General features: G+C 70.4%; 36 protein-coding genes. 1 reads left to right on the top strand and 35 read right to left on the bottom strand.

The window, feature by feature from the left end:
- Positions 1–4: 4 nt before the first annotated feature.
- The 33 genes from KBY19_RS21415 to KBY19_RS21255 all read right to left on the bottom strand — a co-directional run bounded on the left by KBY19_RS21415 (position 5) and on the right by KBY19_RS21255 (position 23,457).
- Complete coding sequence (locus tag KBY19_RS21415; RefSeq protein WP_247691251.1) at positions 5–889, bottom strand: hypothetical protein; 885 nt, start codon at positions 887–889, stop codon at positions 5–7.
- A gap of 10 nt (positions 890–899) precedes the next feature.
- Positions 900–4,529, bottom strand: coding sequence for a phage tail tape measure protein (locus tag KBY19_RS21410; RefSeq protein ID WP_210966463.1), 3,630 nt, complete (start codon positions 4,527–4,529; stop codon positions 900–902).
- 6 nt (positions 4,530–4,535) lie between these two features.
- Positions 4,536–4,916: a hypothetical protein gene (locus KBY19_RS21405; protein ID WP_210966462.1), complete on the bottom strand. Its 381-nt coding sequence runs from the start codon at positions 4,914–4,916 to the stop codon at positions 4,536–4,538.
- 77 nt (positions 4,917–4,993) lie between these two features.
- Positions 4,994–5,317, bottom strand: coding sequence for a hypothetical protein (locus KBY19_RS21400; protein ID WP_210966461.1), 324 nt, complete (start codon positions 5,315–5,317; stop codon positions 4,994–4,996).
- 94 nt (positions 5,318–5,411) lie between these two features.
- On the bottom strand, positions 5,412–6,377 hold the full coding sequence (locus KBY19_RS21395) for a hypothetical protein (RefSeq protein ID WP_247691241.1): 966 nt from the start codon (positions 6,375–6,377) through the stop codon (positions 5,412–5,414).
- A gap of 76 nt (positions 6,378–6,453) precedes the next feature.
- Entirely contained in the window at positions 6,454–6,855 is a 402-nt protein-coding gene (locus KBY19_RS21390) for a hypothetical protein (RefSeq protein ID WP_210966460.1), read from the bottom strand.
- A gap of 2 nt (positions 6,856–6,857) precedes the next feature.
- The gene (locus KBY19_RS21385; RefSeq protein ID WP_210966459.1) at positions 6,858–7,127 is read right to left on the bottom strand and encodes a hypothetical protein; all 270 of its coding nucleotides are present in this window, start codon (positions 7,125–7,127) and stop codon (positions 6,858–6,860) included.
- A gap of 4 nt (positions 7,128–7,131) precedes the next feature.
- Positions 7,132–7,497, bottom strand: a complete 366-nt coding sequence (locus KBY19_RS21380) for a hypothetical protein (RefSeq protein WP_210966458.1) — start codon at positions 7,495–7,497, stop codon at positions 7,132–7,134.
- Positions 7,494–7,901, bottom strand: a complete 408-nt coding sequence (locus KBY19_RS21375) for a hypothetical protein (RefSeq protein ID WP_210966457.1) — start codon at positions 7,899–7,901, stop codon at positions 7,494–7,496. The genes KBY19_RS21380 and KBY19_RS21375 overlap by 4 nt, the downstream gene beginning before the upstream one ends.
- Before the next feature lie 6 nt (positions 7,902–7,907).
- Positions 7,908–8,228 (bottom strand): hypothetical protein, encoded by a 321-nt coding sequence (locus tag KBY19_RS21370; protein WP_210966456.1) that lies wholly within the window; start codon positions 8,226–8,228, stop codon positions 7,908–7,910.
- Complete coding sequence (locus KBY19_RS21365) at positions 8,228–9,283, bottom strand: major capsid protein (protein WP_210966455.1); 1,056 nt, start codon at positions 9,281–9,283, stop codon at positions 8,228–8,230. The genes KBY19_RS21370 and KBY19_RS21365 overlap by 1 nt, the downstream gene beginning before the upstream one ends.
- A 15-nt stretch (positions 9,284–9,298) precedes the next feature.
- Positions 9,299–9,685 (bottom strand): head decoration protein, encoded by a 387-nt coding sequence (locus tag KBY19_RS21360; protein WP_210966454.1) that lies wholly within the window; start codon positions 9,683–9,685, stop codon positions 9,299–9,301.
- 15 nt (positions 9,686–9,700) lie between these two features.
- Positions 9,701–10,489 carry a hypothetical protein gene (locus tag KBY19_RS21355; RefSeq protein WP_210966453.1) on the bottom strand — a complete coding sequence of 263 codons (789 nt, stop codon included), beginning with the start codon at positions 10,487–10,489 and terminating at the stop codon, positions 9,701–9,703.
- Between the two features lie 74 nt (positions 10,490–10,563).
- Positions 10,564–11,367: a hypothetical protein gene (locus tag KBY19_RS21350; RefSeq protein WP_307843575.1), complete on the bottom strand. Its 804-nt coding sequence runs from the start codon at positions 11,365–11,367 to the stop codon at positions 10,564–10,566.
- Positions 11,354–12,796 carry a phage portal protein gene (locus KBY19_RS21345; protein ID WP_210966451.1) on the bottom strand — a complete coding sequence of 481 codons (1,443 nt, stop codon included), beginning with the start codon at positions 12,794–12,796 and terminating at the stop codon, positions 11,354–11,356. The genes KBY19_RS21350 and KBY19_RS21345 overlap by 14 nt, the downstream gene beginning before the upstream one ends.
- A gap of 13 nt (positions 12,797–12,809) precedes the next feature.
- Positions 12,810–14,468, bottom strand: a complete 1,659-nt coding sequence (locus tag KBY19_RS21340) for a terminase (RefSeq protein ID WP_210966450.1) — start codon at positions 14,466–14,468, stop codon at positions 12,810–12,812.
- Between the two features lie 14 nt (positions 14,469–14,482).
- Positions 14,483–14,908 carry a hypothetical protein gene (locus KBY19_RS21335; protein WP_307843574.1) on the bottom strand — a complete coding sequence of 142 codons (426 nt, stop codon included), beginning with the start codon at positions 14,906–14,908 and terminating at the stop codon, positions 14,483–14,485.
- Between the two features lie 62 nt (positions 14,909–14,970).
- Positions 14,971–15,276, bottom strand: a complete 306-nt coding sequence (locus KBY19_RS21330) for a hypothetical protein (RefSeq protein WP_210966484.1) — start codon at positions 15,274–15,276, stop codon at positions 14,971–14,973.
- A 49-nt stretch (positions 15,277–15,325) separates the two neighbouring features.
- Positions 15,326–15,919 (bottom strand): bifunctional DNA primase/polymerase, encoded by a 594-nt coding sequence (locus tag KBY19_RS21325; protein WP_210966448.1) that lies wholly within the window; start codon positions 15,917–15,919, stop codon positions 15,326–15,328.
- Between the two features lie 576 nt (positions 15,920–16,495).
- Entirely contained in the window at positions 16,496–16,669 is a 174-nt protein-coding gene (locus tag KBY19_RS21320) for a hypothetical protein (RefSeq protein WP_210966447.1), read from the bottom strand.
- Between the two features lie 51 nt (positions 16,670–16,720).
- Positions 16,721–16,975, bottom strand: a complete 255-nt coding sequence (locus tag KBY19_RS21315) for a hypothetical protein (RefSeq protein WP_210966446.1) — start codon at positions 16,973–16,975, stop codon at positions 16,721–16,723.
- 11 nt (positions 16,976–16,986) lie between these two features.
- The gene (locus tag KBY19_RS21310; protein WP_210966445.1) at positions 16,987–17,295 is read right to left on the bottom strand and encodes a hypothetical protein; all 309 of its coding nucleotides are present in this window, start codon (positions 17,293–17,295) and stop codon (positions 16,987–16,989) included.
- 685 nt (positions 17,296–17,980) lie between these two features.
- Positions 17,981–18,193 carry a hypothetical protein gene (locus KBY19_RS21305; RefSeq protein ID WP_210966444.1) on the bottom strand — a complete coding sequence of 71 codons (213 nt, stop codon included), beginning with the start codon at positions 18,191–18,193 and terminating at the stop codon, positions 17,981–17,983.
- Between the two features lie 145 nt (positions 18,194–18,338).
- A complete protein-coding gene (locus KBY19_RS21300; RefSeq protein ID WP_210966443.1) occupies positions 18,339–18,530 on the bottom strand; it encodes a hypothetical protein in 192 nt (63 codons plus the stop codon).
- A 39-nt stretch (positions 18,531–18,569) separates the two neighbouring features.
- Complete coding sequence (locus KBY19_RS21295) at positions 18,570–19,157, bottom strand: hypothetical protein (RefSeq protein ID WP_210966442.1); 588 nt, start codon at positions 19,155–19,157, stop codon at positions 18,570–18,572.
- A gap of 85 nt (positions 19,158–19,242) precedes the next feature.
- Complete coding sequence (locus KBY19_RS21290; RefSeq protein ID WP_210966441.1) at positions 19,243–19,497, bottom strand: hypothetical protein; 255 nt, start codon at positions 19,495–19,497, stop codon at positions 19,243–19,245.
- A gap of 67 nt (positions 19,498–19,564) precedes the next feature.
- On the bottom strand, positions 19,565–20,200 hold the full coding sequence (locus KBY19_RS21285; protein WP_210966440.1) for a hypothetical protein: 636 nt from the start codon (positions 20,198–20,200) through the stop codon (positions 19,565–19,567).
- Positions 20,197–20,703 carry a hypothetical protein gene (locus KBY19_RS21280; RefSeq protein ID WP_210966439.1) on the bottom strand — a complete coding sequence of 169 codons (507 nt, stop codon included), beginning with the start codon at positions 20,701–20,703 and terminating at the stop codon, positions 20,197–20,199. The genes KBY19_RS21285 and KBY19_RS21280 overlap by 4 nt, the downstream gene beginning before the upstream one ends.
- Positions 20,700–21,329: a hypothetical protein gene (locus tag KBY19_RS21275; protein ID WP_210966438.1), complete on the bottom strand. Its 630-nt coding sequence runs from the start codon at positions 21,327–21,329 to the stop codon at positions 20,700–20,702. The genes KBY19_RS21280 and KBY19_RS21275 overlap by 4 nt, the downstream gene beginning before the upstream one ends.
- Positions 21,326–21,478: a hypothetical protein gene (locus KBY19_RS21270; RefSeq protein ID WP_210966437.1), complete on the bottom strand. Its 153-nt coding sequence runs from the start codon at positions 21,476–21,478 to the stop codon at positions 21,326–21,328. The genes KBY19_RS21275 and KBY19_RS21270 overlap by 4 nt, the downstream gene beginning before the upstream one ends.
- Before the next feature lie 52 nt (positions 21,479–21,530).
- Positions 21,531–23,048, bottom strand: a complete 1,518-nt coding sequence (locus KBY19_RS21265) for a hypothetical protein (RefSeq protein ID WP_210966436.1) — start codon at positions 23,046–23,048, stop codon at positions 21,531–21,533.
- An 83-nt stretch (positions 23,049–23,131) separates the two neighbouring features.
- The gene (locus KBY19_RS21260; RefSeq protein ID WP_210966435.1) at positions 23,132–23,296 is read right to left on the bottom strand and encodes a hypothetical protein; all 165 of its coding nucleotides are present in this window, start codon (positions 23,294–23,296) and stop codon (positions 23,132–23,134) included.
- Positions 23,296–23,457, bottom strand: a complete 162-nt coding sequence (locus KBY19_RS21255) for a hypothetical protein (RefSeq protein ID WP_210966434.1) — start codon at positions 23,455–23,457, stop codon at positions 23,296–23,298. Before KBY19_RS21255 ends, KBY19_RS21260 begins: the two co-directional genes overlap by 1 nt.
- Positions 23,458–23,607: 150 nt before the next feature.
- Between KBY19_RS21255 and KBY19_RS21250 the strand changes: the two genes are divergently transcribed.
- Positions 23,608–23,913 (top strand): hypothetical protein, encoded by a 306-nt coding sequence (locus KBY19_RS21250; protein ID WP_247691239.1) that lies wholly within the window; start codon positions 23,608–23,610, stop codon positions 23,911–23,913.
- Here the strand turns inward: KBY19_RS21250 and KBY19_RS21245 are convergent.
- Positions 23,857–24,162 (bottom strand): hypothetical protein, encoded by a 306-nt coding sequence (locus tag KBY19_RS21245; RefSeq protein ID WP_210966433.1) that lies wholly within the window; start codon positions 24,160–24,162, stop codon positions 23,857–23,859. The genes KBY19_RS21250 and KBY19_RS21245 overlap by 57 nt on opposite strands.
- Before the next feature lie 71 nt (positions 24,163–24,233).
- A complete protein-coding gene (locus KBY19_RS21240) occupies positions 24,234–25,154 on the bottom strand; it encodes a hypothetical protein (protein WP_247691238.1) in 921 nt (306 codons plus the stop codon).
- Positions 25,155–25,245: the final 91 nt, after the last annotated feature.

Here is a 25,245-nt window from a genome sequence, read left to right as displayed (position 1 = left end):
CACGTCAGGCCCCGTTGGTCGACAGGGCTGCCCACGTCGGGTACGAGGCAGCCACCGCGTCCCATGTGGCGAACTGCTCGGCGACCGCATCCCACGACCACGTCGGCAGCCGCATCGGCTGATCCTGCGTGTCCGGACGCGTCAGCGGCTCGATCGTCCACGTGAACTGATAGCCCTCGCTGCTGCCGAGCTTGCCGGTCGGCGTCGGCCCGGTGATATCCGCGGGCACGTGGAATGCGTCTGCGAAGTAGTAGCCGCGCCGGGTCTGCGCCAGCAGGACGCCGCTGCGCAGCAGCTGCCGCACCTGCTCGACCTGCTCGGGCGGCACGTCCACGGTCACCTGCACGGTCTCCGCACCGTGTACGTCGAAGGCCACCGCCCGATATGGCGATCCTGCCACCTCGACCGCATCTTGCCGCCCGGCTGAGGACGGCTGCCCCCACGTCACGATCATCACGCGGGCCGACAGGCCCGGCTCATCCAGCGACTTGACCCACAGGTCACGGTCCTCACCAGGCTCCGGCGCCGGCACCGTCACCGACAGGGACGACGATGGGCCCTGGCTGCCGTCCTCGTAGAACACCGTGACGGTGTAGACGACAGCGACACCCAACGGCGCCTCATGGTCATAGGCCGCCCCCGCACCTTCGATCGCCCATCCATAGTCGGCGCCGCGCACCGGCACCGGCCCCGCGGCGCCTGGGTCCTGCCGTTGGATGTACACCGTGCGCACCTGGTCGACGTCCGGCAGCGGCGTACCACCCGCGGTGTAGTCCACCGTCAGCACCACACCAGCCCACTGCTCATCCACTGCGGCGGTCAGCCACCCGTCCGGAGAGGTGACCAGCTCTGGCGGGGTGACCTGCGGCGCGGACGGATCCACAATCATCGGCACGGGCTTATCCCCTCACTCCGGCTCGGCTGCGCTGCCGCGCGGCGCTCATCCCCGCGTCCACGCGGGTATCGACGTAGGCGTCCAACTGGGTGCCGTCGGCGAGCACCAGCGCGAGCTGCTGACCGTCCCGCAGCGCGACCGCCGCGTCCTGGCGTTGGCCGGCGGTGACCGGGACTGCCTGCACTGTGCGGGCTGCCTCGGCTGCCGCGGTCGGCAGCTGGTCGGCCATGGCGCCGACCAGGGCCGCGCCGAGCCGCTCGGCCTCCGCGCGGGCCATGCGCAGCGAGGCTCCGTGGCTGTAGATGGTCTGTCCGCCGCCGAACTTCAAGAGTTCGGGCCCGTTTTCGCCGACCCACGCGACCTCGCCCGGCCTCGGACTGCCGCCGGAGGCGTAGCCGCCCGGCCGGTTGTACGCTCGCGACAGCGAGCCGTACCTGCTGAGCGCGTAGCGCATGCTCGCGTAGATGTTGGCCAGCGGGTCGTAGATACCGCGGTTTCGCAGCCGCCCGGCGTAGGCGTTGAACGTCGCCCCGATGGTCTGCATCAGGCCGCGGGACGGGTCGCCGTTCTTGGCGTTGATGTCCCAGTTGTTGATCGCCCGCGGGTTGCCGCCGCTCTCTTGGTTCATGCGGCGCAGCACGGTGTTGAGCAGGGACGCGGGCTGGCCGACCATCCGCAGCGCCTGCAGCACCACGGGCGCCCAGCGCTTGACGCCTGAGCCGCCGATGTTGCCTCCGCCGCCCCCGAAGTCGTCGAGCCACTTGGTGACCATCTTCTTGATGCCGCCGACGGCCATGCGCGGCACCTGGGCGATGGCCTTGCCCCACCGGCCGCCGCCGATACCGCCGAGTTTCGCGAGGATCGGTTTGAAGATCGCGTTCATGGCCTTCGTCGGGTGCGAGATGAAGTCCACCGCTGACCGGACCTTCCCGCCGACCCACTTGGCCGCCCCGGATGCCTTGTCGGCGGCCGCGCTGCCCCAGCCCTTCAGGGTGCCGACCACACCGCCGTCTTCCATGAGCTGAGTGCCAGCGGCCTGCCACAGGGCGCGGGCCCGTCCCCGGTACTTGGGGTCGGTCGGGATGACGTACTCAGGATGACGCGGGTCGCCCTCGCCGACGATCGCCGTCGGCCGGTTGTAGATCGCCGGTTGCGTGCCCACCGTGCCGCCTCGGGCGAGGAGGGATACCTTCTTGAGCTTGTGCTTGTCGAGGCCGACCCACCCGGCGATGGAGTTCCAGGCTTTGAGCAGCCCGTTGTTCCACACCGTCCCTAGCACGAAGTTGACGGGGCGCTTGGTGGCGTTCTTGATCCCGGCCCAGGCACGAGCGACCGCGTCCTTCGCGGTGCGGAAGCTGTCGCCGATGGTGCCGACCGTGCTCTTCAGCGCCGAGAAGACCGGCCGGATCCCGTGCTTCCAGACGGTAGAGATCGTCGAACGCACGCTCGACATCACCGGAGTGACGACCTTGTCCCGGAACCAGCGGAATACCGGCCCGACAGTGCCCCGCAGGAACGAGGACAGCGCGCCGAAGATGGGCCGCAGCACGCTGTGCCAGGCGAACGAGATCGCCGCCCGGATGCCCGCCCAGACCGGCTTGACCACCGAGTTGTACAGCCACGAGAAGGCCAGGCCCACGCTCTTGCGGATCACGGCGGCGCCGACCTGAAGGATCGGGTTGATGATCGACCATGCGAACGAGACCGCGGCACGGATGCCCGCCAGTGCGGGCGAGACGGCGTTGTGCCACAGCCACATGAAGGCCGTACCGACGGCGGTCGCCGCAGCGCCGACACCGCGGCCGAAGGCGACGACGGCACCAACGACGCTGGTCAGCACGCTGATCGCGGTGCCGAGCACGGCGAACACGGCCGAGAACACGGGGCCGATCAGCCGGAAGAGGACCGGCACCACGACGCCGACGATCTTTGCGGCCATCTGGCCCAGCCAGGACGCCACCGTCGCGATCACGGAGATGACAGGCTGGGCCCGCTCGATCAGCGAGCCGAGCTTGTCGCCGATCATCTGCACGGCGGGCGCGGCCCGCTGCTCGATGAAATCCGAGACGCTCGCGAAGATCGGCCCCAGGGCATCCGCCATGGCGCCGTAGACCTTCATCGCAGCCGGCCACACGGTGCCGACCAGCACGCCGCCGACCTTCGACAGCAGCCCGTAGGTGAACTGAAGCGACGTCCCGAACGCGCCAGCCATCGCGGGCGCCAGCCGCTCGGAGACGACCGACCACAGCCCGCGCAGAGCGGGCATGGTCTCGCGTACGGCGCCGCCGAACTTGGCGAACGCGGGGCCCAGGGTGCTGCGGACCGTCGCCCCAGTGTCGGCCAGGGACTGCGACAGCGGCGCCAGCGCCCCGTCGCCGCCGCGGAAGGCGGAGAACAGCCCGCCGACCACGTCCTTCGCGGATCGGAGGGCAGGGCCGACGGTGCGGGAGACGACGCTGCCCAGCTTCTCCAGCGGCGGCAGCACGTAGTTGCCGACGACGGTGACCAGGCCCTGCATCGCTGTGCGCTTGAACGTCTCGATCCTCGCCGACGCGTTGTCGTGCAGCGTGTCGCCCATCTTCTTGGCGGCGCCACCGACTTGCCCGAGAGCGGCCGTGGCCTTGCTCGGGTCCATGGCGAAGAGCGAATCGCCGAGATCTTCCGCCTGAGTGCCGAAGAGCGCGACTGCGGCCTGGCTGCGCTTGACCGGGTCCTCGATGCCGCGCAGCCGGTCGAGGGTGAGATCGAGCGCGGACGACGCTGAGGCGCCGCCCTTGCCGATCCGAGCGGACATGTCGGAAGCCGACAGCCCGATCATCTTGAAGCCGTCGGCGGTCGTCTTGCTGCCGTCGACGGCCCGGATCGAGAACTCTTTCAGGGCATCCGCAGCGACATCGCTGTCGCGGGCACCGGCCCTGATCGCCTGCGAGACCAGGCCGAGAGACTGCTTACCGTCGAGTCCCAACTTCCGGAACTGCGTGCTGTACTCATTGACGGTGTCGGCGAGATCGCCTGCCTTGTCGGCCCCGGTCTGGTAGCCGCGGGCGAGAATGTCGAACGCCTCTTTCGCGTTCTTCGCGAGGCCGGTGCGCATCATCTGCCCGGCCGCACGGGCCGAGTCCGACACATCGACGCCGAACGTCTCCGACAGCGTCAGCGCCGCCTTGGACAGGCCCGCCAGGTCCTTCTTCGGCGCGTTGACCGCCGCGACCCCGTTTTGCGCGAGCGCCCGGAAGGCGTCGTTCACCTCGCCGACGCTCTCGCCGTAGCCCTTCGCGTACACCGAGCCGGACAGCTTGCCCAGGCGGGCAGACTGGTCCTTGGACAGCCCGAGCTGGGCGGCGAGCTTGCTGCCCGCCTTCTGCTGTTCCAACGCGCTGGAGAACGCCTTGGAGAACAAAGCCGCCCCGGCGACAGCGACGGCAGCCATACCGCCCTTGAGCGCGCCGCCGATACCGGCGAGGACACCCCGGCCGGCCTGCTGCCCCGCCGGGCCACCCGCGTCGGCCAGCGGCTGCGTGACAGCCGTCTGCAATACCCCCTGCTGGCGGCTCATCTGCCGATCCAGCTCGCGGCTGAACCCCGACATCTCCGGGACGATCGATACGTAGCCGACGCCGACCTCGACCGGCACGACGAATCACCCCTTCCCGGGGAGCACCTGTGCAGTGATGCGGTCGTAGGTGGCACGCGCCCGCGCGCGGCGCTCTTCCGTGCTCGCCTCGGTCTGGCTGGGCAGGGGGTCGCCTGGGCGCCAGCTGGGCTCGGGCAGGCGCGCGGGAGGTTTCTTCGGGTCGCGGTGCGCGTTCGCGAACTGCGTGATCAGCATCGACAGCAGATCGACCGTGTCCTGGGCGGCGTAGTCGAGGTGCTGCCAGTGGTGCCCGGCCTGCGCGCGACCGGTGGCCGAGTCCGGCGGCAGGTTCTCGACCATGACGCGCAGCCACCGCAGCGTGATCTCGCGGCGCCAGAACGCGGCCAGCGGGCCCCCTGGCCCGTAGCCCGGGTAGTGGTGTGCCAAGTCCGCTTCGACTGCCTCGGGGTGGTCGCCGAGGACGTCGAGAACGGTGTAGACGGTCGGCTCTTCGCCGTCGCCGTCTACTTCCTCGTAGGGCGGTGCCGGCCGAGCGTGTCCTGCATCTCGGAGCGGGCCGCGACGTACACCAGCATCAGGCCGTTGGCGTCACCGCCGGACTTCACGAAGTCCGACCACTGGTCGCCGAGCAGCACCCTCGCCTTGCCCTCGTCGCCCTCGGCCGCGTCGATCTGCCGGGCGGTGTCATCCTCGGTGAACAGCGGATGCGGGAACGTGAACACCTTCCCGTCGTCGGTCTCGACCTCGACCTGGTTGCCGCCGACCGCATCGGCGTAACTGGCCTTGACCGCGGACAGCTTGTAGCGGGCCCTGTTCGGCTTGCTCATGATCGTGCCTTTCCTGGGTGAGCTTGGAGAGCGGGGGACGGTGGGGCTCACCCAGAACCGCCGCCCCCCGCCCGGTTGGTGAGGGGGCCAGCGGTTACGGCCCGCCCGGTGTGGTGGTGGTGACGGTCACGTCCGGTGTCGTGCCGCCGGTCAGCCCCGTCGCGTCGCCGGTCATCTGGGCCACGTCGGTAGCCGCGTACTGGCCGGCGAACGTGACGGCAATGGACGTATCCGGGTGCGGCCCCCCAGTGCATGCGACGTCGCCGGGCTCGACGTTGGAGAGCCCCTCCAACGCGGTCTGAAGGGCGGAGGCCGTCGCGTCGAAGGAGATAGCGGCGGTCGTCTGGCCGAGGAACGTCAGCGTGTACGTACCGCCCGTCGGGGCGCCGGTGATGGCCACGGTCTGAACCTCGTTGGTGCCAGACGGGGCGAGGGCCCGCCATCCGGGCCCATCGACCCAGTTCCGGCACGACGTGCCCACCGTGCTGTCACGGTAGGCCGTGAGTGTCACCGGCCGCTGGGTCTCGGTGCTCCGGGCCCACTGCTCGTCGTCCTTGTCGGACAGCCGCGCCCGCGGGAAGAACTTGGCGACGTAGATCTCCGCGCCGTCGTCGTCGAAGTCCACGCCGATGAACAGCATGCGGCGGTAGGGGTTCTTCGGCGTCTTGGGCCGGTCCCACATCCACGCGGATCCGGCCGCAGGCAGCGCGTCGGGACCAGACAGCGGCAGCCCCTCGTACAGCGAGACCGTCGCGGCGTTCGTCTCCTGCGGCGCGTACTGCGCGGTGAGCACGTCCGACTCGACGTCCGACCGGGTGGGCTCGACCGATTGTGACGAGACGACGTCAGCCATCGACAGATCGCTGGGGAAGGTGAGCCCGTCGTCGGTGGTGAATCCCACAGCCTGGTAGCCCGCTGGCAGCGGCTGCAGTTCGCCGGTAGCTGGGTCGAACAGATCCTCGATCGGGTCCGCGGACATGTCCGCTGCGAAGATCGCCTGGGAGAGCTGCTTGCGGATGAGTTCGTTGCGGAATTCCGCGATGTCGTCGAAAACTGGCATGTGCCACTCCACGGGAAAGCCCCCGGCCGCTCAGCGGCACCGGGGGCACGGGACAAGGGGGCGGGTGAGCCTGCGGTCAGGGGGTGAGGGCAGCGCCTCGCATCTCGGCCTCGACGGAGAACACGACCCGCGGCTGGGCACTGACCGGGTCCGGGCTGGTGTTCGGGCCGCCCACGTCCGCCACGGCGTACACCGCAGCGCCCCGCCAGCCGGGCAGCGCGAAGACCAGCGCGCGTGCGACGGTCGCGAGGTCGGTGGCGTCCTCCTCGGAGGGTCCCCAGCACTCCACGGTCAGCCGCGGACCGTCCGTCACCAGGTCGCGCCGCGTGCCACCGACCCGTTCCAGCCGCACGAACGACGGCGGACGCGGATCAGGGACATGCGTGACGACGGGCACCGCCCACCCATGGGCTGCCAGACGGCCGCGCAGGTAGTCGACGACCAATGCGACACCGTCGGGGAACGCGATCGGCTGCACGGTCAGTCCTGACTGCGCGCGCCGTCCAGGCCGCGCAGCAGCGCGCGCCGGGAGACGTCCGGATCACTGGTCGAGTAGTCGCCGATCACCGCGCCGCGCACCCGCTCGTCGCCGGTCTCGACGTCCGTGCGGAACTGCCCGTCAGCCTCCGACGCTGCTGCGGCGGCCCGCTCGGCGCCGCGGGTCTTCCGCTCGATCATCGCCCGCGTCTGTGAGGACTTGAGGAACGTGGCGATGTTGGCCCGGTTGGGCCGGAACGCTGGCCGAGGCACGTGATCACCCCTCCACTGCTGTGAGTCGGATCTCGTAGTGATGCAGGGCTGTCGGCTCGTACGCCGGACCGGGCGGCCCAGCCACCTCGAACGTCAGGCCCTGGTCGGGCCACTCGATGCGGCACTTGCCGGTAACCGAAAGGGGCTGCCCGTCCACCGCGCGCGGATTGGCGACCATCAGCCACTCGCCAACCTGCGCGTTCCGCTGGTCGGTGTCCTCGCTGCCGGTGTTCTGCTGCATCCACGCGCGGGCCTGCTGCCGCGTGACCGCCTCCGGTGACCAGTCGTCGATGGTGTTGCCGTACCGGTCGGTCCTCGTGCCGGGTGTGACGACGTCCACGAGGTGCGGCAGCAGATCGTCGGGGATCACAGCGGCCACCTGCCGACCGGGTCCGGCACCCAGCCTGCCGTGCCCAGGTCGAGGCTGACCGAGTACGCCGCGTCCGCGTCCGGATCGGTGGCCGTCTCCGGCTGTAGCTGCTCGATCTCCTCGTCGGTCAGATACAGGCCGCCGTTCTCGCCCAACGTCTCCGAGTAGATGCCGATCGTGCGCTGCCGCCGCCCGCCAGGGTTGGCGATCACACGGCGGACCACCGTGACGCACAGCGCCCGCAGCATCGCCTCATCCGGCTCGTAACCGGTCGGGATGTGCCGCTTGATGAGCGCTGACGCGTCGTCCAGGTACGCCTCGACCTGCGCCCGCTGCGGGCTCCCCTCGGGGAGGGAGACGGCGGCGCGCGCTTCGTAGTCGGGCACGGTTGCGTACGCCGCCATCTCGCCTCACCCCTCGGTCTGTTCGGGCTCGATGAGACCGGCCTGTTCGCATGCGGCGATCACGTCATCGCGGCTCATCTGATCGTCGACAGCGACGCCATGCGCCTCGGCGAAGGCCCGCCAGGCGTCGACGCCAGACCCGCGACCGGACCGGGGCGGCTCCTCGACGCTTTCCACCTCCTGCGAGGCCTGCGTGGAGGACGTCTGCTCGGCATCCTCCTCCCACGCGTGCTCGCCGATCCGTTTCGCGACCGTCGCCGGCACCTCGTCGCTCGGGCCGTACGCCTTCCCGGCCACGTGTACGTGAGCCTTCAGCCTGCGCGCCATCACAGCACCTGCGCCTTCAGCGTCAGGTTCGGCTCACGCACCACCGGCATGCCCACCGCGGCGGCGTGCGTCCACAGACGCACCGGGTCCTTCGTCTTCCACGTCGCCGCGACGACACCGGCGCGCCCGTTGACCCCGGAGTATTCGGGCTCCAGCGACTCGGCGGTCGTGCCGAGCAGGAATCCGCCCAGGTTCGTGATCGCCGAAGAGTCCGTCGCACCTGGTGCCGGAACCATGATCAGGCTGTCGTCCGGCAGGACGCGCGTCGCCGTGCCGTCCACGGAGACCTTCGCGTCGTTCAGCTCGATCGACGGAAGGTCCAGGCTGGAGAGCACCGTGTTCAGCTGCTCCCCGCTGACCATCGGAGACGACCCCGAAGGGGCCAGCGGGTACACCTGCCGCACCACCTGGTCGCACTGCCGGAGATTCGACAGCACCGTGCGCGGCATCAGCATCCGGTCCGGTTCTGACCCGTTGGTGTCGACGTAGGTCTGCACCCACGACTCCAGGTCGTCCAGCGGGGTGGCGTTGACGTGGTCCGACCACAACACAGCGGCCACCACGGAGTGCGCCGGGTCGCGGCCGAAGTCGACCGGTGCCAGGTCCACACCGTTCTCGGAGATCGTGAACTGGCCGTTCGCCAGCGCCTGGCCCTTGCCCAGCTCGAACCGAGCCGCGATGTTCGTTGCGAGCTGGTACGCGTCCTGAGCGATGGCACGCCGCATTGGGTCGCTGTTGTCCAGCGACCGGATCCGCAGCCGGTCGTACTCGTTCAGCGGGATCTTCTCGGAGATCGGGGGCAGCTCGCCCATCACCTTCGCGACGCCCTCACGCCGCCCGATGCGGGACTCCGCATCCCACGACCGGTACACGGAAGCCTGAGCCAGGCCACCGGTACCGCCCTTGTTGTACTCGAAGGTGATGTCATCCACGGTCACGTTCGGCAGCCACCGGCCCAGCGTGAACGCGTTGACCTGCCGCTCCGCCAGCGACCGGCGCACCAGCGCAGTCAGCTCCTCCGGCTCGATGTACTCGGTGTCCAGCACCCATGCCATCTAGACCGCCCCCTCTCAGATGAACCGGATCGAACCGGCGACGTCCGCCTGGCCGGCGGCGTCGACGGAGACCGGGAGTCGGGACGTGCGGACCTTGCCGTGCGTGAGCATGGCGCCAGCCACGTCGATGGTGTTGGTCGGCGCCGGGACGGCGGCGAACAGGAAGCCGACCAACGTTTCGGTGCCATCGACCGCAGCGTCGTTGTACAGGCCGTACTTTCCACTCGCGGTGATCTTCCCGAGCGGGATACCGGACTTGATGTACCCCTCCGGGTAGTGCGTCGCCTGGGTGAGCGTCGACACGTCGATGGTGACGGACTCCGTGGCCTGGGTGCCGTGCTCGCTACCGAGCCACGACTGGTCATCCACCCCGTACGTGGTGGTCTTCAGACTGAGTTCCATGGACTGTGGTCCCTCCTAGGACTGCGCGGTGGTCGGCTTCCGGCCGAGCAGCTCCTCGAACAGCGCATCGCCGTCCACATTGCTGCCGCGCTTGCTTCCGGGCCCGCCGCGACGGCGGGCACCCTGATCGAGGCTCCGGCGACGGCGGCGCGTGTCGCGCTCGTCCTCGCGGTCGTCGTCCTCGTCTTCGTCCTTGTCGGACCCCTTCGGCGCGAGCCGGTCGACGAGCTTGGCGATCGCCTCGTCGTCGACTTCGCCCTCGTCGTCTACGTACTTCTTCAGGTTGATGTCCTCGACGACTTCCTTCGGGTCGGAGATCCGGCCCTTCGCCGCCGCCATGAACGCCGACCGTGCGACCCGTACGCCGGACTTCACACGCTCCTCGGCGCGGGCTGAGGCGACCGCTTCATCGACCTTCTTCTCGACGTCGCTCATGCCCTCGCGTTTCAGCTTCGCGAGTTCCGCTGCAGCGCCCTTGTTGGCCTTCGCTCGCTCTTCCCACTTGCGCGAAGCCTTGAGCCGCTCCGCGACCTGGTTCGGCTTGAGCCCTTCGGCTTGCCACTGCTTGAGCACTGCGGACCATTCGCCGTCGTCGTCCTTGTCGGACTGTGTGCCCTCGCCGTCGCCCTGGTCGCCCTCGTCGTCGCCGTCGTCCTGGTCGTCATCGTCGCTGTCGTCGTCCGGCGCGCCGCCAAGGATCGGCCACACCGGGTGCAGCCCGGCCGCCTCCCCAGGGCGGGCCTTGCGCCAGCCGAGAGCACGCACACCACTGCGGGCGTGCCGAGGCAGGGTCGAGGTACGCATGATGGATCTCCCGTGTCGGGTGGTGGGTGAGCAGAAGGACGCGGGCCGCCGTGCCGGCGCCCGCCGTTGGTCAGTCAGATGTCGCGGGGCCCCGTGAAGTCATGGCGTCGGACCGCCAGGAGCGGACCGATCTCGCCGTGCTCCCGCGTGACGATCACCTTGCGGTAGTCAGGCGACCGGCCGCCACGGTCCGAGGAGCCGACGTCCCGGGCGATCGCCGCGTGCGCCTCACGCAGCAGCTCCTCGTCGATAATCTGCCCCGGGTCGCGCCCCTCGGGCAGCGGCTCGACCTTGCAGTCACAGCCCGGATGAATCGGCATCAGCCGCTCGACCCGATACCGCTGCGTCGACGCGATTGTGCACAGCGCGCAGTTCTTCGACCCCGACAGCCGCCGCCGAAAGAACCGCGCCCCGCCCCGCTCCATCGACTGCCGCGCCGCATGCGTCCGCGCGAGCTGCAGATCCGTCTCCGTGATGGACAGCAGACGCTGCCGCCCCTCGTCGACCGCCTGGGGAAACGGTTTGCCATCGCTCAGCGCCGTCCAGGCCGTGACGAACGGCCTGCGGTACACATCTTCGGGCGGGGTGCCGCGCAGCGCCTCGGCCAGCTCGACACCCGCCGGTGCGGCCGCACCACCGAGCATGTCCGCGATCATCGCCGACAGATATGCGTCGGTGATCTCCCCCATGCGCTGTTGCGAGGCGAGGACCACCGGCAGGACACGCTCGATGAACCCGGCGGCGTCCGCATCGCGGTAGCTGCCGAGACTGTCGAACGCGTTGAGGACGAACTGCACCACCCGCTGCCGCAGCGACGTCGACAACGCGTCGTAGCGCTCGCTGAGAGCCGCCTGCAGCGCCGGGTCAGCCACCGTCACCGCCGCCCTCGTCGACCGGCACATTGCCCGCAGTCGGCGCCGGGTTCGCTGGCAGCAGTGACGCAGCGAGCAGCGCCTGCGACGCGGCGCCCGCGGTGATCCGCCGCACCTGCTCCGGCGTCTCGCCCATCTCCTCGGCGAGGACGTCCAGCGGGTAGCCGATCGCTTTCTTCTTCGTCGCCGCGTCGGCGAGCACCGCCGGATTGAGGTGCTGCGGGTTCGCGAACCGCACCGTCGCCTCGGTGTAGTCCCGCTCGCTCCCCGCCACCCGAGCGGCGAGCGCAACCACATCCTCCAAGCCCTCCCTGAACGCCGCGATGTGCTCGCGGACCTTCGCCACGTGCAGGATGTCGAGCGCGTTGACGGTGTCCGCCCCGATGTTCACCAGGTCGTTGGCGTAGTAGTACGCGGGGGTCTGGCTGAGGATCAGCATGTCCCGCACATCGGACTCATGCTCGCGCAGGAACCCAGTCAGGTCCGTGGCGTCCAACTGGCCGAACTGGGCGGTCTCGCCCTCGGACACCCACACGCTGTTCGGGCCGGGCACGAACGGCTGTTCCACTACCGTGATCTGCCCGGTCTGCGGATCCTTCTGCTTGGCGAACTTGTGACCCTTGACCCACTTCTGGCGGAATCCGCTGTACCGCGACGCCGCCATGCGGTTGAGCACGCCAAGGTTCACCCGGTCCTGCGTGTCCGTGACGCACGCGAACTCGGGCTCGGGATCCTCGCCCAGATCCGGCATCCGCTCGAACTCGACCAGCGGCATCATGCCCCAGTCGTGCGGCTCGCCATCCTCCCGGTCACCGGCATACACCCACGAGTCCGGGCCCCACGGCAGGCGGTGCGGGCTGCACCGCTCCTTCGTCCGGTACGGGAACGACGTGTCGTCGTAGTAGACCCGCGCATAGCCGTAGCCGTCCATGTCGTTGTGGAACGCCTTCAGCCCCACCCGCGGCTCGCCCGTCGCGGGGTCCGTCTCCACGATGCACTCACGCGGCGACTCGGCCGTGATCAGCGGCGACGGCCTGCCGTTGGGCTCCGTCTTGGTCGGGTGTTCGCCGACGAGCATGTAGCCCACCGACTGCGACAGCGCCACCCGCCAGACCAGTTTCTGCCGCGAGTCCAGCCGGTTGACCTGCCACCAGCGGGCCGCGTCCGGATCCGGCGTGCCGTCCTCCCCGGTGACACCCAGCGCGAGCAGCCGATGCACACTCGCGCTGGTGATCAGCCCGCAGAAGTTCGTCCGCGCCTTCCGCTGAAAGTCCAGGAACGCCTGCTCGGCCTTCTTCGGGAGCTGCGGCAGCGGCGGCCGGCCCCGGTAGTAGCGCCACCACTCGTCCAGCACCCCAGCGCGCTTACGCATACGGCGCCCCAGACGCAGCAGCATGTAATCGGGGTTGTCGAGCTCCGGGGTCTCGTCGAGCACGGCCTGCCCCCTCTCAGAATGTCCCGCCGAACATCTCTTCCGGCTCGGCCGCGACACCCTTGGCGATCGCGTCGAGACGGCACTGCCACGCCAACACTGCGGCGACCGCCGCGTCGATCTTCTTCGGACTGTCGGGGTGCGCCTTCGCGATCTGCAGCCCCGACCGGCTTGTTCGGCGGCGCGCATTGCACAGGTGCCGCACCAGCGCGCTGGAGCCGTCGTGCGTCAGCTCGCCCTCGATCAGCGCGGTGTGAAACTTCTCCAGGGCCCGGACAATGAGCACCGACCGGCCGCCAGTCATCCACCACTCGATCGGATGGTTCCGCGTCGCCTGCACCTGCAGCCGCGGCCCGTACGCCGCCTCCCAGTCGGCGACGTGCGACTCCCACTTGGCGGGGTCGGCGTAGAACCCGACCACGTCGTAGCGGTCAAACGTCTCCTGCACCGTGGCGAGCACCTCGACGACCGGCACCTGCCAGTCCTTCCCGGCCGCGCCGTCCGGCTGCTCCCATACCCCGACCTCGAAGACGTGCCCGTCGCTCAGTCGACACCCGATCAGGGCCGTCGCGTCGGTCACCTTCCGGTTTCGCTTCCGGGAGCCGTCGAAGCCGAGGACGATTCGCTCGCCCAGCTCGACGCGCTTGCCGACGTCCGACGAAGCGCGTACCTCCGGCTCAGTCACCCACGCATCCGATGCGTGGGTGATCTGGTTGAGGAAGTCCGCCCGCAGGTCCTGCGGGTCGTTCGAGGTGTCCCAGAAGTCCGCGGTGATGCGCTCGATCGGGGACCAGCCCGGTGCACACGGCGGGTCGTGCAGCACACACCCGTCCGGATGGTCACTGCTACAGCCGTACGCGTATCGCAGCCCGGCGACCAGCGACCGCTCGTCGGTCATATCCGTCTCGGGCGGCGCCTCCCGGTGGTCCACCAAGATGCCGCGCGCCTTCGACCGGCCGTCGAGGATCGCCTGATAGTCCGCTGCGGACTGCTCAGCTACTGACCCCTCGCCGGGCGTGAACGCGTTCGGCGTCTCGATAACGCTGCCACCCAACTTGGTGGCGTTGAACCGCATGGTCTTCGCCAGCTTGGTGCCGCCGTTGGACGCCTTCCACGTCTCCGTCTGGTCCATCGCCGCGAACACGGCCGGGTCGCCCTTCACGGAGTCCGCCGACGAGGTGATCGGCCGGATCTCACCGCGCGGTAGGTAGATCACCGTGTCGAGGACTTCGAGGCCGTAGTCCGTGGACAGCGACCGGCCCCGCGCCATCTCAAGCAGCGGATTCCACGTGTTGTCGGTCTGCTGCTCCGTCACAGCCGCCAGCCGCACGTACGGCGTGCGCAGTGTGTGCCACGGCCGGCCGACCGGCTCCCCGTTCGCGTCGAACCCGTCTCCGACGACGTCGGCGCACGCCTCCGCGAGCCCGATCCCGCCGACGAAAGGCGACTTGCCCCAACCACGCGAGCGGGACAGCAGTGCACGGTGGATGATGCGCTTCCCTGTGACCGGGTGCACCTCGTAGAAGTGCAGCAGGAACTCCGCCATCTCCAGAGTGGGGATGTACGGGGCGCCATCGTCCCGGCCGGGCTGCGCCAGGTTCTCGATCATCCAGTCGATGACGTACCAGCCGAGCGTCGGCCGCTCACCCTCGTACTCGGGTCCACGCCACGGCATGACGTGCCCCCGCCCTACTCGCCGGCGGCGCTCTGGCCCTTGCCGCCCGGCATCATCCGCAGTTGTCCGTACCGTTCCTTCGCCGACGGCCCGCCCGAACTGCCGCGGCCCTGGTCGGCGCCGTCGGCCTCGGCGAACACCATTCGCAGCCGAGCCCGATCCGCCGGTGTCGCGCCGAACGCCGCAACGCGCAGCCGCAGCTCGGGCGCCGCCGACATCTCGCCCTTCCACAGACGCGCATGGATCAGCGCCGTGTCCAGAAGGAACTCCCAGTCAGACGAACCGAAATGCTCGGCCTGCGGGGACTCCTTCCACATCCGCCACCACTCGCGCGTCCGCTCTGGCCACACGAAGTCGACCAGCTCACCGTCCCGCTCGACCCGGAAGTCGGGCAGCTCCGGCGGCTCGGCGTGCTCCCAACGCAGCACGGTCTGCGGCACGGTGTCCTTGTTCCGCCGCGCCTTCCGCCCCTCAGGCTTCGGCGCCGGCCCCACGCCCGCCATCAGCCCACCGCCTCGTACGTCGCCTCGAAGATGTCCGGCTTACAGGGGTAACGCTCACCCTGCACACCCGTGAGGATCCAGTCGCCGGGACAGACGGTGTGCCCGCCTTCGAGAGTGTCGATCCATCCATGCTCGTGCCAGACCCGACCGCACAAGTCGTGCGTCTCGGTGCCCCTGTACTTGGGGTGTCGGAAGTAGCGCACAACGTCACCCTCCCCGTCGGCGGGACCGTCGGCGGGGTGGTCACCGTTCCGGAACCACTGGTGCGCGTCGATCTCGACAGGCCGTTTACGGAACTTCGGCATTGCTATACCTCCCGTGTCGGGTACGCCGCAGCGGACCCGTGTCGGGCCGCTACAGCAGAGAGTTGATGACGTGCTGAAGGTCGCCGAGGCGCGGAGGCGTGCCGCCCCATGGCTCGCCCGTGACCGCGATGTATCGTCCGTCGCCGTACAGCTCGACCGTGCCCGCACCGAGCCGCAACCGGCGCCCCCCGCCCCCCGGCAGCCGACCGCGGCCCCAGATGTGCAGCCCGTCGCCGCCCGCCGACCGCTCAACCCAGCAGCCCGCAGCCGCATCCAGAACACCCTGCGCCCACGGCTCGACCTGGTCGCCGTCGAGGCAGTGGTCGAGGTCGAGCACGACGATCCCGTCGCCGTCGAGAACGAACCCGAGCCCCACGCCCGCGCTGCTCGCCGTGGCGTCCCGGTACCGCGACCAGGTCGCCGGGTCCGTGCTGCTCGCCGACTGCCCGTCGACTGTGAGCGGAACCTTCCGCGAGGAGCGGCGGACCCACCGCGGCCGGGCCGCCAGCTCCTTCGGGACCGACCGCCGAGCTCGGCACGCAGCGGTGCGGCAGCGCCCCGAGCAGTACCGGGCATCGGCGCGCGCTGTGATCGGCAGCGGGCCGCGGCACGGCTCGTGCTCGCAGCGGGGCGTCTTGGGCATGCCCCCATCGTATCGCGTGTAACGGCTACAGTGCGCTGACCTGCATGTATCGAGTTTGCATCGGAAGGACGGCCGACTGAGAGGCGATCTGCGGCACCCCTGCCGCGCGCCATCAAATCAGTCGGCCGCCCTCCTGCCCGCCCCGCAGCGGGCCGCCCACGCCCCGCAGCGCGGCCGTTTTCGCCAGACCCGTACAGGATCAGAGCCGCAGCACCTCCCGGGGCCCAGACGGGCCGGGGAGGGGAGTCACCCCCCAGGGGGTGGGGTCGCTCGGTTCGGTCGCTCAGATCAGCCCTGGATGCCGTTCGGCTGGCCGTTGCCGACGTACGGCCCAGCGGGCTGCGCTGCCTTCGCGGCTGCTCTTGATCGCGTGGTGGTCGCGGCAGAGTGCTTGCAGGTTGGCGTATGAGTGGTCGTTGCCTGCCTTGATGTGGTCAACGTCTGTTGCTGGTCGACCGCATGGTCCGCCGTCGGTCCATCGGCATCGGTAGCCGTCGCGTTGGAGGACGAAGGCGCGGCGTTCGGGCCAGTCGTCGGGCAGCTGCTGCTTGCGGGTGCTTCCTGCCCAGCGGCCGGTCATGTCTCGTCGTCCTGGTCGGCCTCGTCGGATCCGAACTCGAAGGCGTCGGCTGCGGCGCGCAGGAGTTGGGCCATGTCGTGCCGGTAGCGCGCGGGTTCGGTGGTGAGCTGTCCGATCTCGCGCTCGGGTGCGGTGCCGATGCGCAGGCGTACGGGCAGGGTGATGGCCATGGGGGGCTCTGCTTGGGAGGGGGGGGGAGGTGGGTGGGGCGGGGTGGTTGGTCAGGCCGGGGGGTCCTCGTCTTCGAGGGGGGTGTCGGTGTCGGGGTCGGCGCGTTCGGTGGCGGAGTCGAGGGCGATGCCGTCGAGGTGCCGGCCGAATCCGAACGGGCTGCGGCCCGAGCTCGGTTCGGTGGGGAGTGCGGCGTACAGGCGTCGGGCGGTGCGCTCGATCTGTCGCAGCAGGGCGGTGTCGTCGGTGGTGCCGCGGGTACTGATCTCGACTTCGCGGGTTCCGTCGGTGAGCCGTACGCGCATGCCGCTGCCCTTCACCTGGCAGTCGACTCGGGTAGTTCGTACAGGTGCCAGACCAGGCCCTCGGGGGTGCGGTCGGTGGTGCCCCAGTGGCGTGCTCCGTCGGGTAGGGCGTGGCCGGTGCCGATGACCTGGAAGGTGCGGGTGCGTTCGGTGCCGGTGTCTTCGATGGAGCCTTCGGCCCAGAACTCGACGATGTGTTGTGCGTTGGGGCCGGCGCCTAGGCGTGCGGCGGCGACGTGCACGGGGTCGCCGTCGAGGGTGATCTGTGTCGGGGTGTCGCTGACGACGAGCCCGTGTCGGAGCATGCGGCGTGTGGGCATGGGTGAGCCTCCGGGCGGTGGTGGGGCCGTGCGGGGCGGGGCCAGCAGCACGCGCCGTTTCGTCGTGTTGTCCGCCCCGCACGGGGTTGTGGGTGGGGCGAGCGGTGAGAGGCCGTTCCTCCCCGGGGTCTCGATCACCTGCTCGCCCCGTCTCGCCCTGCCCGCGGCGAGAGTCGGTGGGCATGCGAAAGCCCCTCGGGCCGGGGGGCCGAGGGGCTTGAAGTGTGTGTTCCTGCCGCCCTGTTGGTGTCGGGGCAGGGGGTGTCTGTGGGTCCAGGTTGCGACAAGGGATCTTCGGAGTCAAGCGTCGTCGGGGGGTGGGCGCCGGTGTGAGCTTGATCGTTTGCGCGCTACTACCGGTAGTTCTCTCTCCTACCTCAGCCACAGGAGAGGTAGTGGAAGGGTAGGGGATACGCGCGCGCGTGAGGGGACGGGGGACTCCCCGGGGGACAGGTGGCTGTGACCTGCGACGCTCTGAAAAATTGGGGTATCGATGGTGTGACCAATCGTTTCGTTTTCGCGCGCGATTCGTTTGCGTTTCTCGTGTGATTCGTCTGCGGATCATCGACGGACCGGTGCGGTGGGGGCGTTCGGGAGGGCTTTCCGATCCTGGTTACCGGCGCGTAGAAATGTGTCGCAATTCACATTCGCTGGTTGTCTGTGATCACCCGATTGTCCGGATCGGCTACTGCTCCCGCGGCTGCCAGTCGTACGCGCCGCCGCCCCGCCAGTCGATCAGGGCGGCGTCGTCAAGGCGCACGGTGGCGGGGTCCAGGCCCACGGTCTCGGCGAGCGCCAGGACGTCGAACACGTTGGTCGCCCGGCCGAGGATGCGGCTGTCGGCGCGCACACGCCGGGCGCCTTCGGCGTCGGGTGGTTCGACGATGATCCGTGCCATGGCACCAGCCTGCGCCAGCCCCGGCTGTGGTGCACCCCGGGGGTGCTGTGCACACCTGGACGCGCGTGAGCCCCGCCGTGGTGCTCGGCGGGGCTCTGCGACCTCCCAAGTGCCTGCCAGCGTTACAGATGCCAGCAGGGCCCATCTACGTCTCGGTCGCGGCCGTCTGCGGCGTCACGTTGACCGCCACGTGCCGCAGCTTGCCGCCGAAGGTGACGGCCGCGGCGACCTCCTCACTGCCGGTCGCGCCCGCGCTGTAGGCGTCGGCGACGAACGCAGAGACCTCGTCGAGGGTCATGCGCTTGTCGGCAGCCGCGTGCTTGATCTCTTTCGCCATGCTGGTCATCCTCTCCTGCCGGTCTGTCCGCGCAGCTTCCTACTGGAGGAGCTTCTTCAACGCGCCCGTCAGCTCGTCGCGGCGCTCCTTGGAGGTCAGCGCCTGGTCTCGGGAGTTCCATGCCAGCGCGAAGCGGTCGACCTGCCGCCAGCTCTTGTTCGTCTTCCGCATCGTCTCCGTCCAATGGTCGGCGACCTTGACGCTGGGGAACTCGTAGATGCTCACGGTGTCGGTGGTGATGAGCTGCCGGCATCCGGGGTATTCCTTGTCGCCTTCACAGAAGCCGGTGTTGTCCGCCGGGTCGCCCAGCGTGGTGACACCGGTGGCATCCGCGAGCTTGTTGGAGGCTGCCTTGGCGGTGAGCCGCGGCTTGTCCGGCGAGCTGCTGGCGGACGGGTTCGCGGGGCTGCTGGCGGCCGGCTCGGTGGGGCTGTCGCTGTCCTTCGGTGCTGCTTCCTGCTTGTCGGGCTTCTTGGCGTCGCTGTCGTCGGAGTTGTCGCCAACGGCTGTGCCGATGCCCCAGAAGACGGCGAGGGCGCCGACGACCCCAAGTGTGACCTTGAGGCCGGTGCGCTTCTTTCTGGGCGGCTGCGGGTGCTGCTGGTGCGAGTTCACGGGTCCCCCCACGTGGTGGTTGAAAGGCTGGATGGTGGCGCGCAGGTGGAGACCCCGTCAAGGAATTGTGCCCACGCGGTGGGTTCTGCTCGCGGTGTCAGTGGCGACGCCGCCGAGGGGCCTCCACGATCGGCAGGTCCGGCCGGATCTCCTGCAGCGTCCGAATGGCGTTGGCAGTGGGGGCCTTCGCGATGGCGGTGAACCGTGCGCCGCACGGGCGGGGCGTGCGCGGGTACCGGCTGGGCCCGGGCACGCGGGTGTGGTGGGTGTCCTGAGGGCTGGTGGAAATGCCGCAGTTGCTGCACTCGGTGTCCCACTCGCCTACGACCAGCGTTGCGGTCTGCTCGGTCATTGGGCTCTCTTTCCTTACCCGTAGTTGGGGGTGTAGTTCGGGCGTAGTTGGGGTGTAGTTCCGCAGGTCACGCCGCGTGTAGTCGGGGATCGTGGTCACCCTGGGCTGAGTCCGCGGGGAGGGGCTGAGAGAGGGCCGGGAGGTCGTCCCGGTGGATGCCGACACTGACCCCGCTGCCACGGACCCGGACGCGCTTGCGGACGGGGATGTCCCAGTCCACCAGGTGGGCGCGAAAGGCGGCCACGTCCAGGCCCTCGAAGAGACCGTTCTGCTGGGCGTTGGCGAGGAGGTCTCGGAGGTGCACTCCCTGGCGGTCGCCGACCATCTGCCAGATCCACGCCAGAGTGGCGTCGTAGACGTCCTCGGAGGGGCGCTCAGTGGCGTCCGTGGTGGTCCCGGTGGAGGCGGTCTCGGCGGCGGGCTTCCCCGCGCGCCAGGCGGCGAGGCACCAGCGGGCGGTGATCAGCCACATCAGCCATGGCAGCGCACGCACGAGGTGGTAGGCGAGCCAGGCGAGGGCGGCCAGGGCGGCGAGACGGGCGACGGGGCCGAGGGCGGCGCGCCACCCGTCAAGGTCGCCGCGGCGCCCCTGGGCGACCCAGTTGGCGAGCGCTGTGGTGTGGCGGCGCGCGAGGGCCGCGGAGCCGCGCGCGAGCCGGTCAGCGATGCCCGAGCGGCGCGCCCACACGGAGAGGGGTCTCACAGCCAGCTCCCCGGGTTGTTGAGCATGGCGCGGCCCTTGATGCCGACGGTGTTGATCAGGTCGGGCCACCAGCCGAGGAGCGCGGCGACGCCGGGCAGGAAGCCGAGGATGGCGAAAGTGACGAAGCCACCGATGATGCGACGCTTGTCCTTCTTCCCAGACGCCTTGAACACGGCGGCCACGCCGATGAGGAGCAGCACGGTGACGACGCCGCCCTCCGGCGTGAGAGTGCCCATGCGGCCAGTGGCCATCGCCGAGCTACCGGTGCCGGTCGTGGTGGCGATGCCCTTGTCCCCGGCCCGGCCAGCGAGTCCGGCAATGCCTGCGGCTCCCCACCCGAGCGCGCCGCCTACGCAGATCGTGGCCAGGGAGCCGAGGCCGGCGCCAGAGGCGTAGGGGAGCAGCGCCTTCGGGTCTCGGCCACTTTTGAGCCAGGGCCTGATGTTGAGCCACAGGATGCCGAGGGCGACGGCGACTCCGCCGAGGGTGATGGTGACGTTCATCGGACTACTCCGGTGATCCAGGTGATCGGGTCGTACCAGTCGATGGCGCCGAAGAGGCCGACGAAGGTGACGATGGCGGCGAACAGGACGCGCATGCCGGGTTTGCGGCTGCGGGCGAGGCGGAGGGCAGCCACGCCGAACGTGCCGAAGGCGAGGACGTACCCGGTGGCGAGGTGCATATCGCGGGCTTCGCTCATGGTGTAGGCCCAGGTCGTGGCGGCGCTGTACGGGGAGAGGGGCCACATCGGGGCCAGGGCTGCGGTCGCGGCAAGGACGGCTGTCCAGGGCCTGATGCGGGCGGTCAGCCATGTCCAGGCGCGGGCCCATGCCCCGGGCTCGTCTGCCGACTCGACGGGCACGGGCACGAGGGTCACGTGCACCTCGATGGGCCCGGGTTGGGGTTCCTGCGGGAGGGAGTGCCAGTTCTCCGGCGGGGGAGGCGGCGGCGCGGCGGGCGGTGCCGGTGCGGGTGCGGGTGCGGGGCGGCGCCACGGGGGCAGGCTCGCCGGATCCGTCCCGGCCGGCGCCGGGGGCAGCGGCGGGGCGGGCGGCGGCGTGCTCCCGCCGGAGGGGATGATCCGGGTCGGCGTGATCGGCCGCTGCTGCCCGCGGCTGTTATCGCTCACGCGATCCACCCCCAGGGGACCGAGCACAGGACGAGCCCAACGGCCATACCGCTGACGAGCGTTGCTCCGACGGTGCGGCCCAACGAGTACAGATGGGCGGCCAAGCCCAGGTACAGCACGCACCCGACGGCGGCGATGATGTCCGTCAAGGCGTCCTCCTTGCGTCGCGGCCCGGGGCGGCGGGCGGGGTGGTCATGGCGATCACTGGGTCTCCTGGCTATCGAGTTGGCGTCGGATGGCGGTGGCTTTGGGCTGGCCGACGCCGAGGCCGGTCTTGAGTGCGCGGATGGATGCGGGCTTGCCGTGGGTACGGCGGTGCTCGGCGTCGAGTACGCGGGCCTGCTCCAGGAGGTCGTCCGTACCTCCGGGCGTACTCGGCGTACTCGGCTCGGGTACGGGCGCGTACTCGGCGGCCGAGTCCGAGGCGTCGACGGGGTGCTCGACGGGCGCGTCCTGGGCGCCGGTCTCGGGCAGCCGGGCGTGTACCTGGGTACGGGTGCGGTCCGCGGCGAGTACGGGCTCCGGGTCCTGTACCTCGGGGCGTACCTCGGCGGTCGGTTCGTCGTCAGGTACGGATGTCTGTGCTGGTGGGGCGGCGGGTACGGCCTGTACCTCGGGCGCGGGCGCGGCCTCGGGTACGGGCTCGTCGGCCGGTTCGGGTACGGCGGATACGGCAGGTGTGAGGCGTGGAGGGTTGCCCGCCCCGGTGGCCATCCGTACCAGCGTCTCGGTGACGGGTACGCCGTACTTGGTGCACAGCGAAGCGAGATCGCCCGGGGTACGGCCCGGGTGCGCGGCGGCCACACGACGTACCGCGTCGAACCGGTCGAGGCGCTGAAGTTCGGCGGTGGTGATGCCGTGCGGGGTACGCAGGTACGGGGCAGGTACGGCCTCGACGGTCCACAGCGACGGCAGCGGTACGTCCTTCAGAGCGGCGGCGCCACGTCGCGCGGCGAGCAGCTGCATGAGCTGGTGCCGCTGGCCGCCGTTGGTGCCGACCTGCGCGCGGGCGACTGCGGCGGCGAGCCGCGCCCGTCCCCACGGACCGAGGTGTTTGCGGGAGGCGAGGCGGACGGCGCGGGCGGTGGCCCGGTCACGCGTGATCTGCTCTGCGTCCCGATCCCGAGTCGCGAGCCCTGCGTAGGACAGCAGGCGTTCGCGCAGCTCCCGGCCGACGACCGCAAGCAGCCCGGACGCGAGGGCCTGCGGGCGGGCGATGCGGATCTCCAGGCCCATGGCGAGGTGCCACAGGATGCCGGCCATGACGGGGCCGATGACGGCGCGGACCGTGCCGCCGACGAGTCCCGACTCGGCGAGGGCGGGAATGACCTGCACGCCGGTGATGACCCACACCAGGACGCCGGGCGTCCCCGAGGTACCGGCGGTGGTGTCGGTGGTGGTGGCGCGTTTGTGGGCTCGGGCGAGCAGCGCGCAGGCGAGGAGCGCGATCTCACCTGCGGCGAAGAAGAACAGCCGCTCGTTCTGGCTGTGCATGCCGAGCCGGTGCGCGGCGAAGCGCCAGCTCGTGTCGGCGGTGTAGCCGGTGCAGGCGGCGGCGCCGATGGCCGCCACGACGACAGACCCCGAGGGCCGGGCGGCGGCGCGCAGGCCGCGGACGATGAGCCACCCGGCGAGCACGAGCAGCCCGCACACACCGACCGCGAGGATCGCGGCCGGCCACGGGTGGGTCTGGGCCCAGTGGGCCGCAGGGGTGGTCATGGGCAGTGTGCTCCCAAGGCCGGTGCGGATGGGTGGGGTGGCCGGGCCCGCATGGGGGGACGGGCCCGGCCTGTCTGGTGGGGTCAGCGGAAGCGCGCGCGGTCCTTGCGCAGGAACCGCTGCTCGGCGTCGGAGGCGTCCTTGGCCGCCTTGGCGCGGCCACGGGCCCGCTGCTTGGGGGTGGTGGCGCGCTGGCTGCCGTCGAGGATCCCGAGGTCCCGGTCTCGGCGGGATTGCCGACCGAACATCAGGCGGACCGCCCTTCCCGGGCGGCGCGCGCCTCTTCGCGACGGCGAGCGTCGGTGACGCCGTCGTAGTCCTCACGACAGCGGGCGAGGGTGGCCGGTTCGGTGGCCGTGCGGTCCTCGCGCGGGGTGTCCGGGGGTTTCGGCTGGTGGGTACGCTCCATGGCGGACCTGCTCTCTTGTCGCATTGGGACAGGTCCACCCCTCGGCCCGGAGTTGCCGCTCCGCATGGGCCGAGGGGTTTTCCTGTTGGCGATTCGAGAGTAGCTGACTTCCTAGCCATATGGCTAGGAAGTCAGAGAGAATGGGTGCCCATGGCCGACGAACAAGGAGGGCCGGACATGGTGTCCTTCCGCGAGCTGGCGCGACGACTCGTCGCCGAGAAGATCGTGGAGACGATCAGCCACCAACGCGTGTCGCAGCTCAGCCGCGAGGACCCGAGCTTTCCGCCCGTCGTACCGGTCGGTCGGTCAAACGTGGTCGACTGGCATCTGGCGCGCCCCTACTTCGAGACGCGGGAGAAACGGCAGGGACAGCGGACTGACCTGATCAGGAAGCGGGCGTCAGCGAGTGAGAGCGGCGAGCAGCAGGATCACGATGACCCCTCCACCGAGGACTAGCGCGGCCTGCCGCACGGCCGGGTGATCCCCGATCCTTGGCCGCTCTGCGGCGGGTCGTCGGCCGGTACGGGTGGCGGTGAGCCAGACGAGCGCGATCGTCAGTAGTCCCGGTACCCACCGGATCGTGTCGTCCGGCTCCAGGGTGGGGTGCGCGAGCTGGCGGTGGGTGCGGCGGTCGGTGCGTGCGTCTCCCCAGCTGCGGCGGCGGCCGTGCTCGCGGCAGGCGTTGCAGTGGTAGACGAACGGCATACCCGGCACGGTAGCGGCCTGGCGGCCAACAGCGCAGCCCCGCCCGGAACTTCCAGGCGGGGCTTCCGTCGTCACGCTGCCCGGCGGCGCGCCCTCTCGGCGCGCTTGGCGTCCCGCCGCCGCGCCCGCCGCTCCGCCGCGTCCAACGCCACGCGTAGTTCGGCCAGCTCGTGCGGTGTCGCCCACTCGCGCCGCCCGTCCCGCACCGGTACCGGCGCCGTGCAGTCCCAGCCGCCCGCGCACGTCACCTCGGTACGGTTCTTCGCCTCGTCGCGGTGCATGGTCAAGCCCCCGCCGCACCAGGGGCACGGCCGGTCTTCGCCCATCTCGACGCTGCGCTGCTCAGCGCCGAGCGCATGCATCATGCGCTCGACGGCGCCGCGGGCGACGCGTGTGATCTGTGCACGGTGCGCGTCGCCCAGCGGGAGGAACGGGCCAGCCTCATCGTGCAGGCGTGCCAGCAGCCAGGTGGCGGCGGTCGGTGCGGACCGGTCGCCGAGGGTGTATCGCCACCGGTGCGGGTCGGCGGCGTCCTTGGTGGCCAGCAGGTCGAGGCTGAGCGCCACGTCGTCGCCCGCGGTCGTGCGGCGGGGTCGGGTGATGGGGCTGCGCTGAATGTCCGCGGCGATCTCGTCGCACAGTCCTGCCAGGGCGGCTTCGATGGCGCGGCAGGCGTCCACCACGTGCAGGCGCAGCGGCGCCGTGGTCTCGGCGAGTTGGTCCGCGCCGCGGTGTTCGCGGGCACGGTGGGTGTGTCCGTCCCCGGTGTGGTCGCAATGGGCGCATTCGTAGTGGGGGCGGCCGTGTTCGTCGGTGCGGGTGAGGAGTCGCTGCGCGTGCGTGGTGGAGTCGGCGGTTTCGAGGGCGCGGAGGTAGGTGGTCTTGCCGGTGGCAGGGGGCCAGGTGCTCGGGGTGCTGGTGTTGATGAGGGCTCGCAGGTCGGTCCAGCGGTCGCGGATGGTGCGCAGGTCGTGGGCGGCGGTGGAGTGCATGGCGGGCTCCTGGTGGTGCGTCGGGCGTAGGATGATCACCGCCGCATATGGGGCGCCCCAGGGTCTGGCCGGCCGAGGGGGCGCCCCGTCG

Source organism: Streptomyces sp. B15, assembly GCF_018070605.1.
Lineage (GTDB): Bacteria > Actinomycetota > Actinomycetes > Streptomycetales > Streptomycetaceae > Streptomyces > Streptomyces smyrnaeus.
The sequence above is the reverse complement of the archived record's forward strand: the minus strand, read 5'-3'. Positions and strand labels throughout refer to the sequence as shown.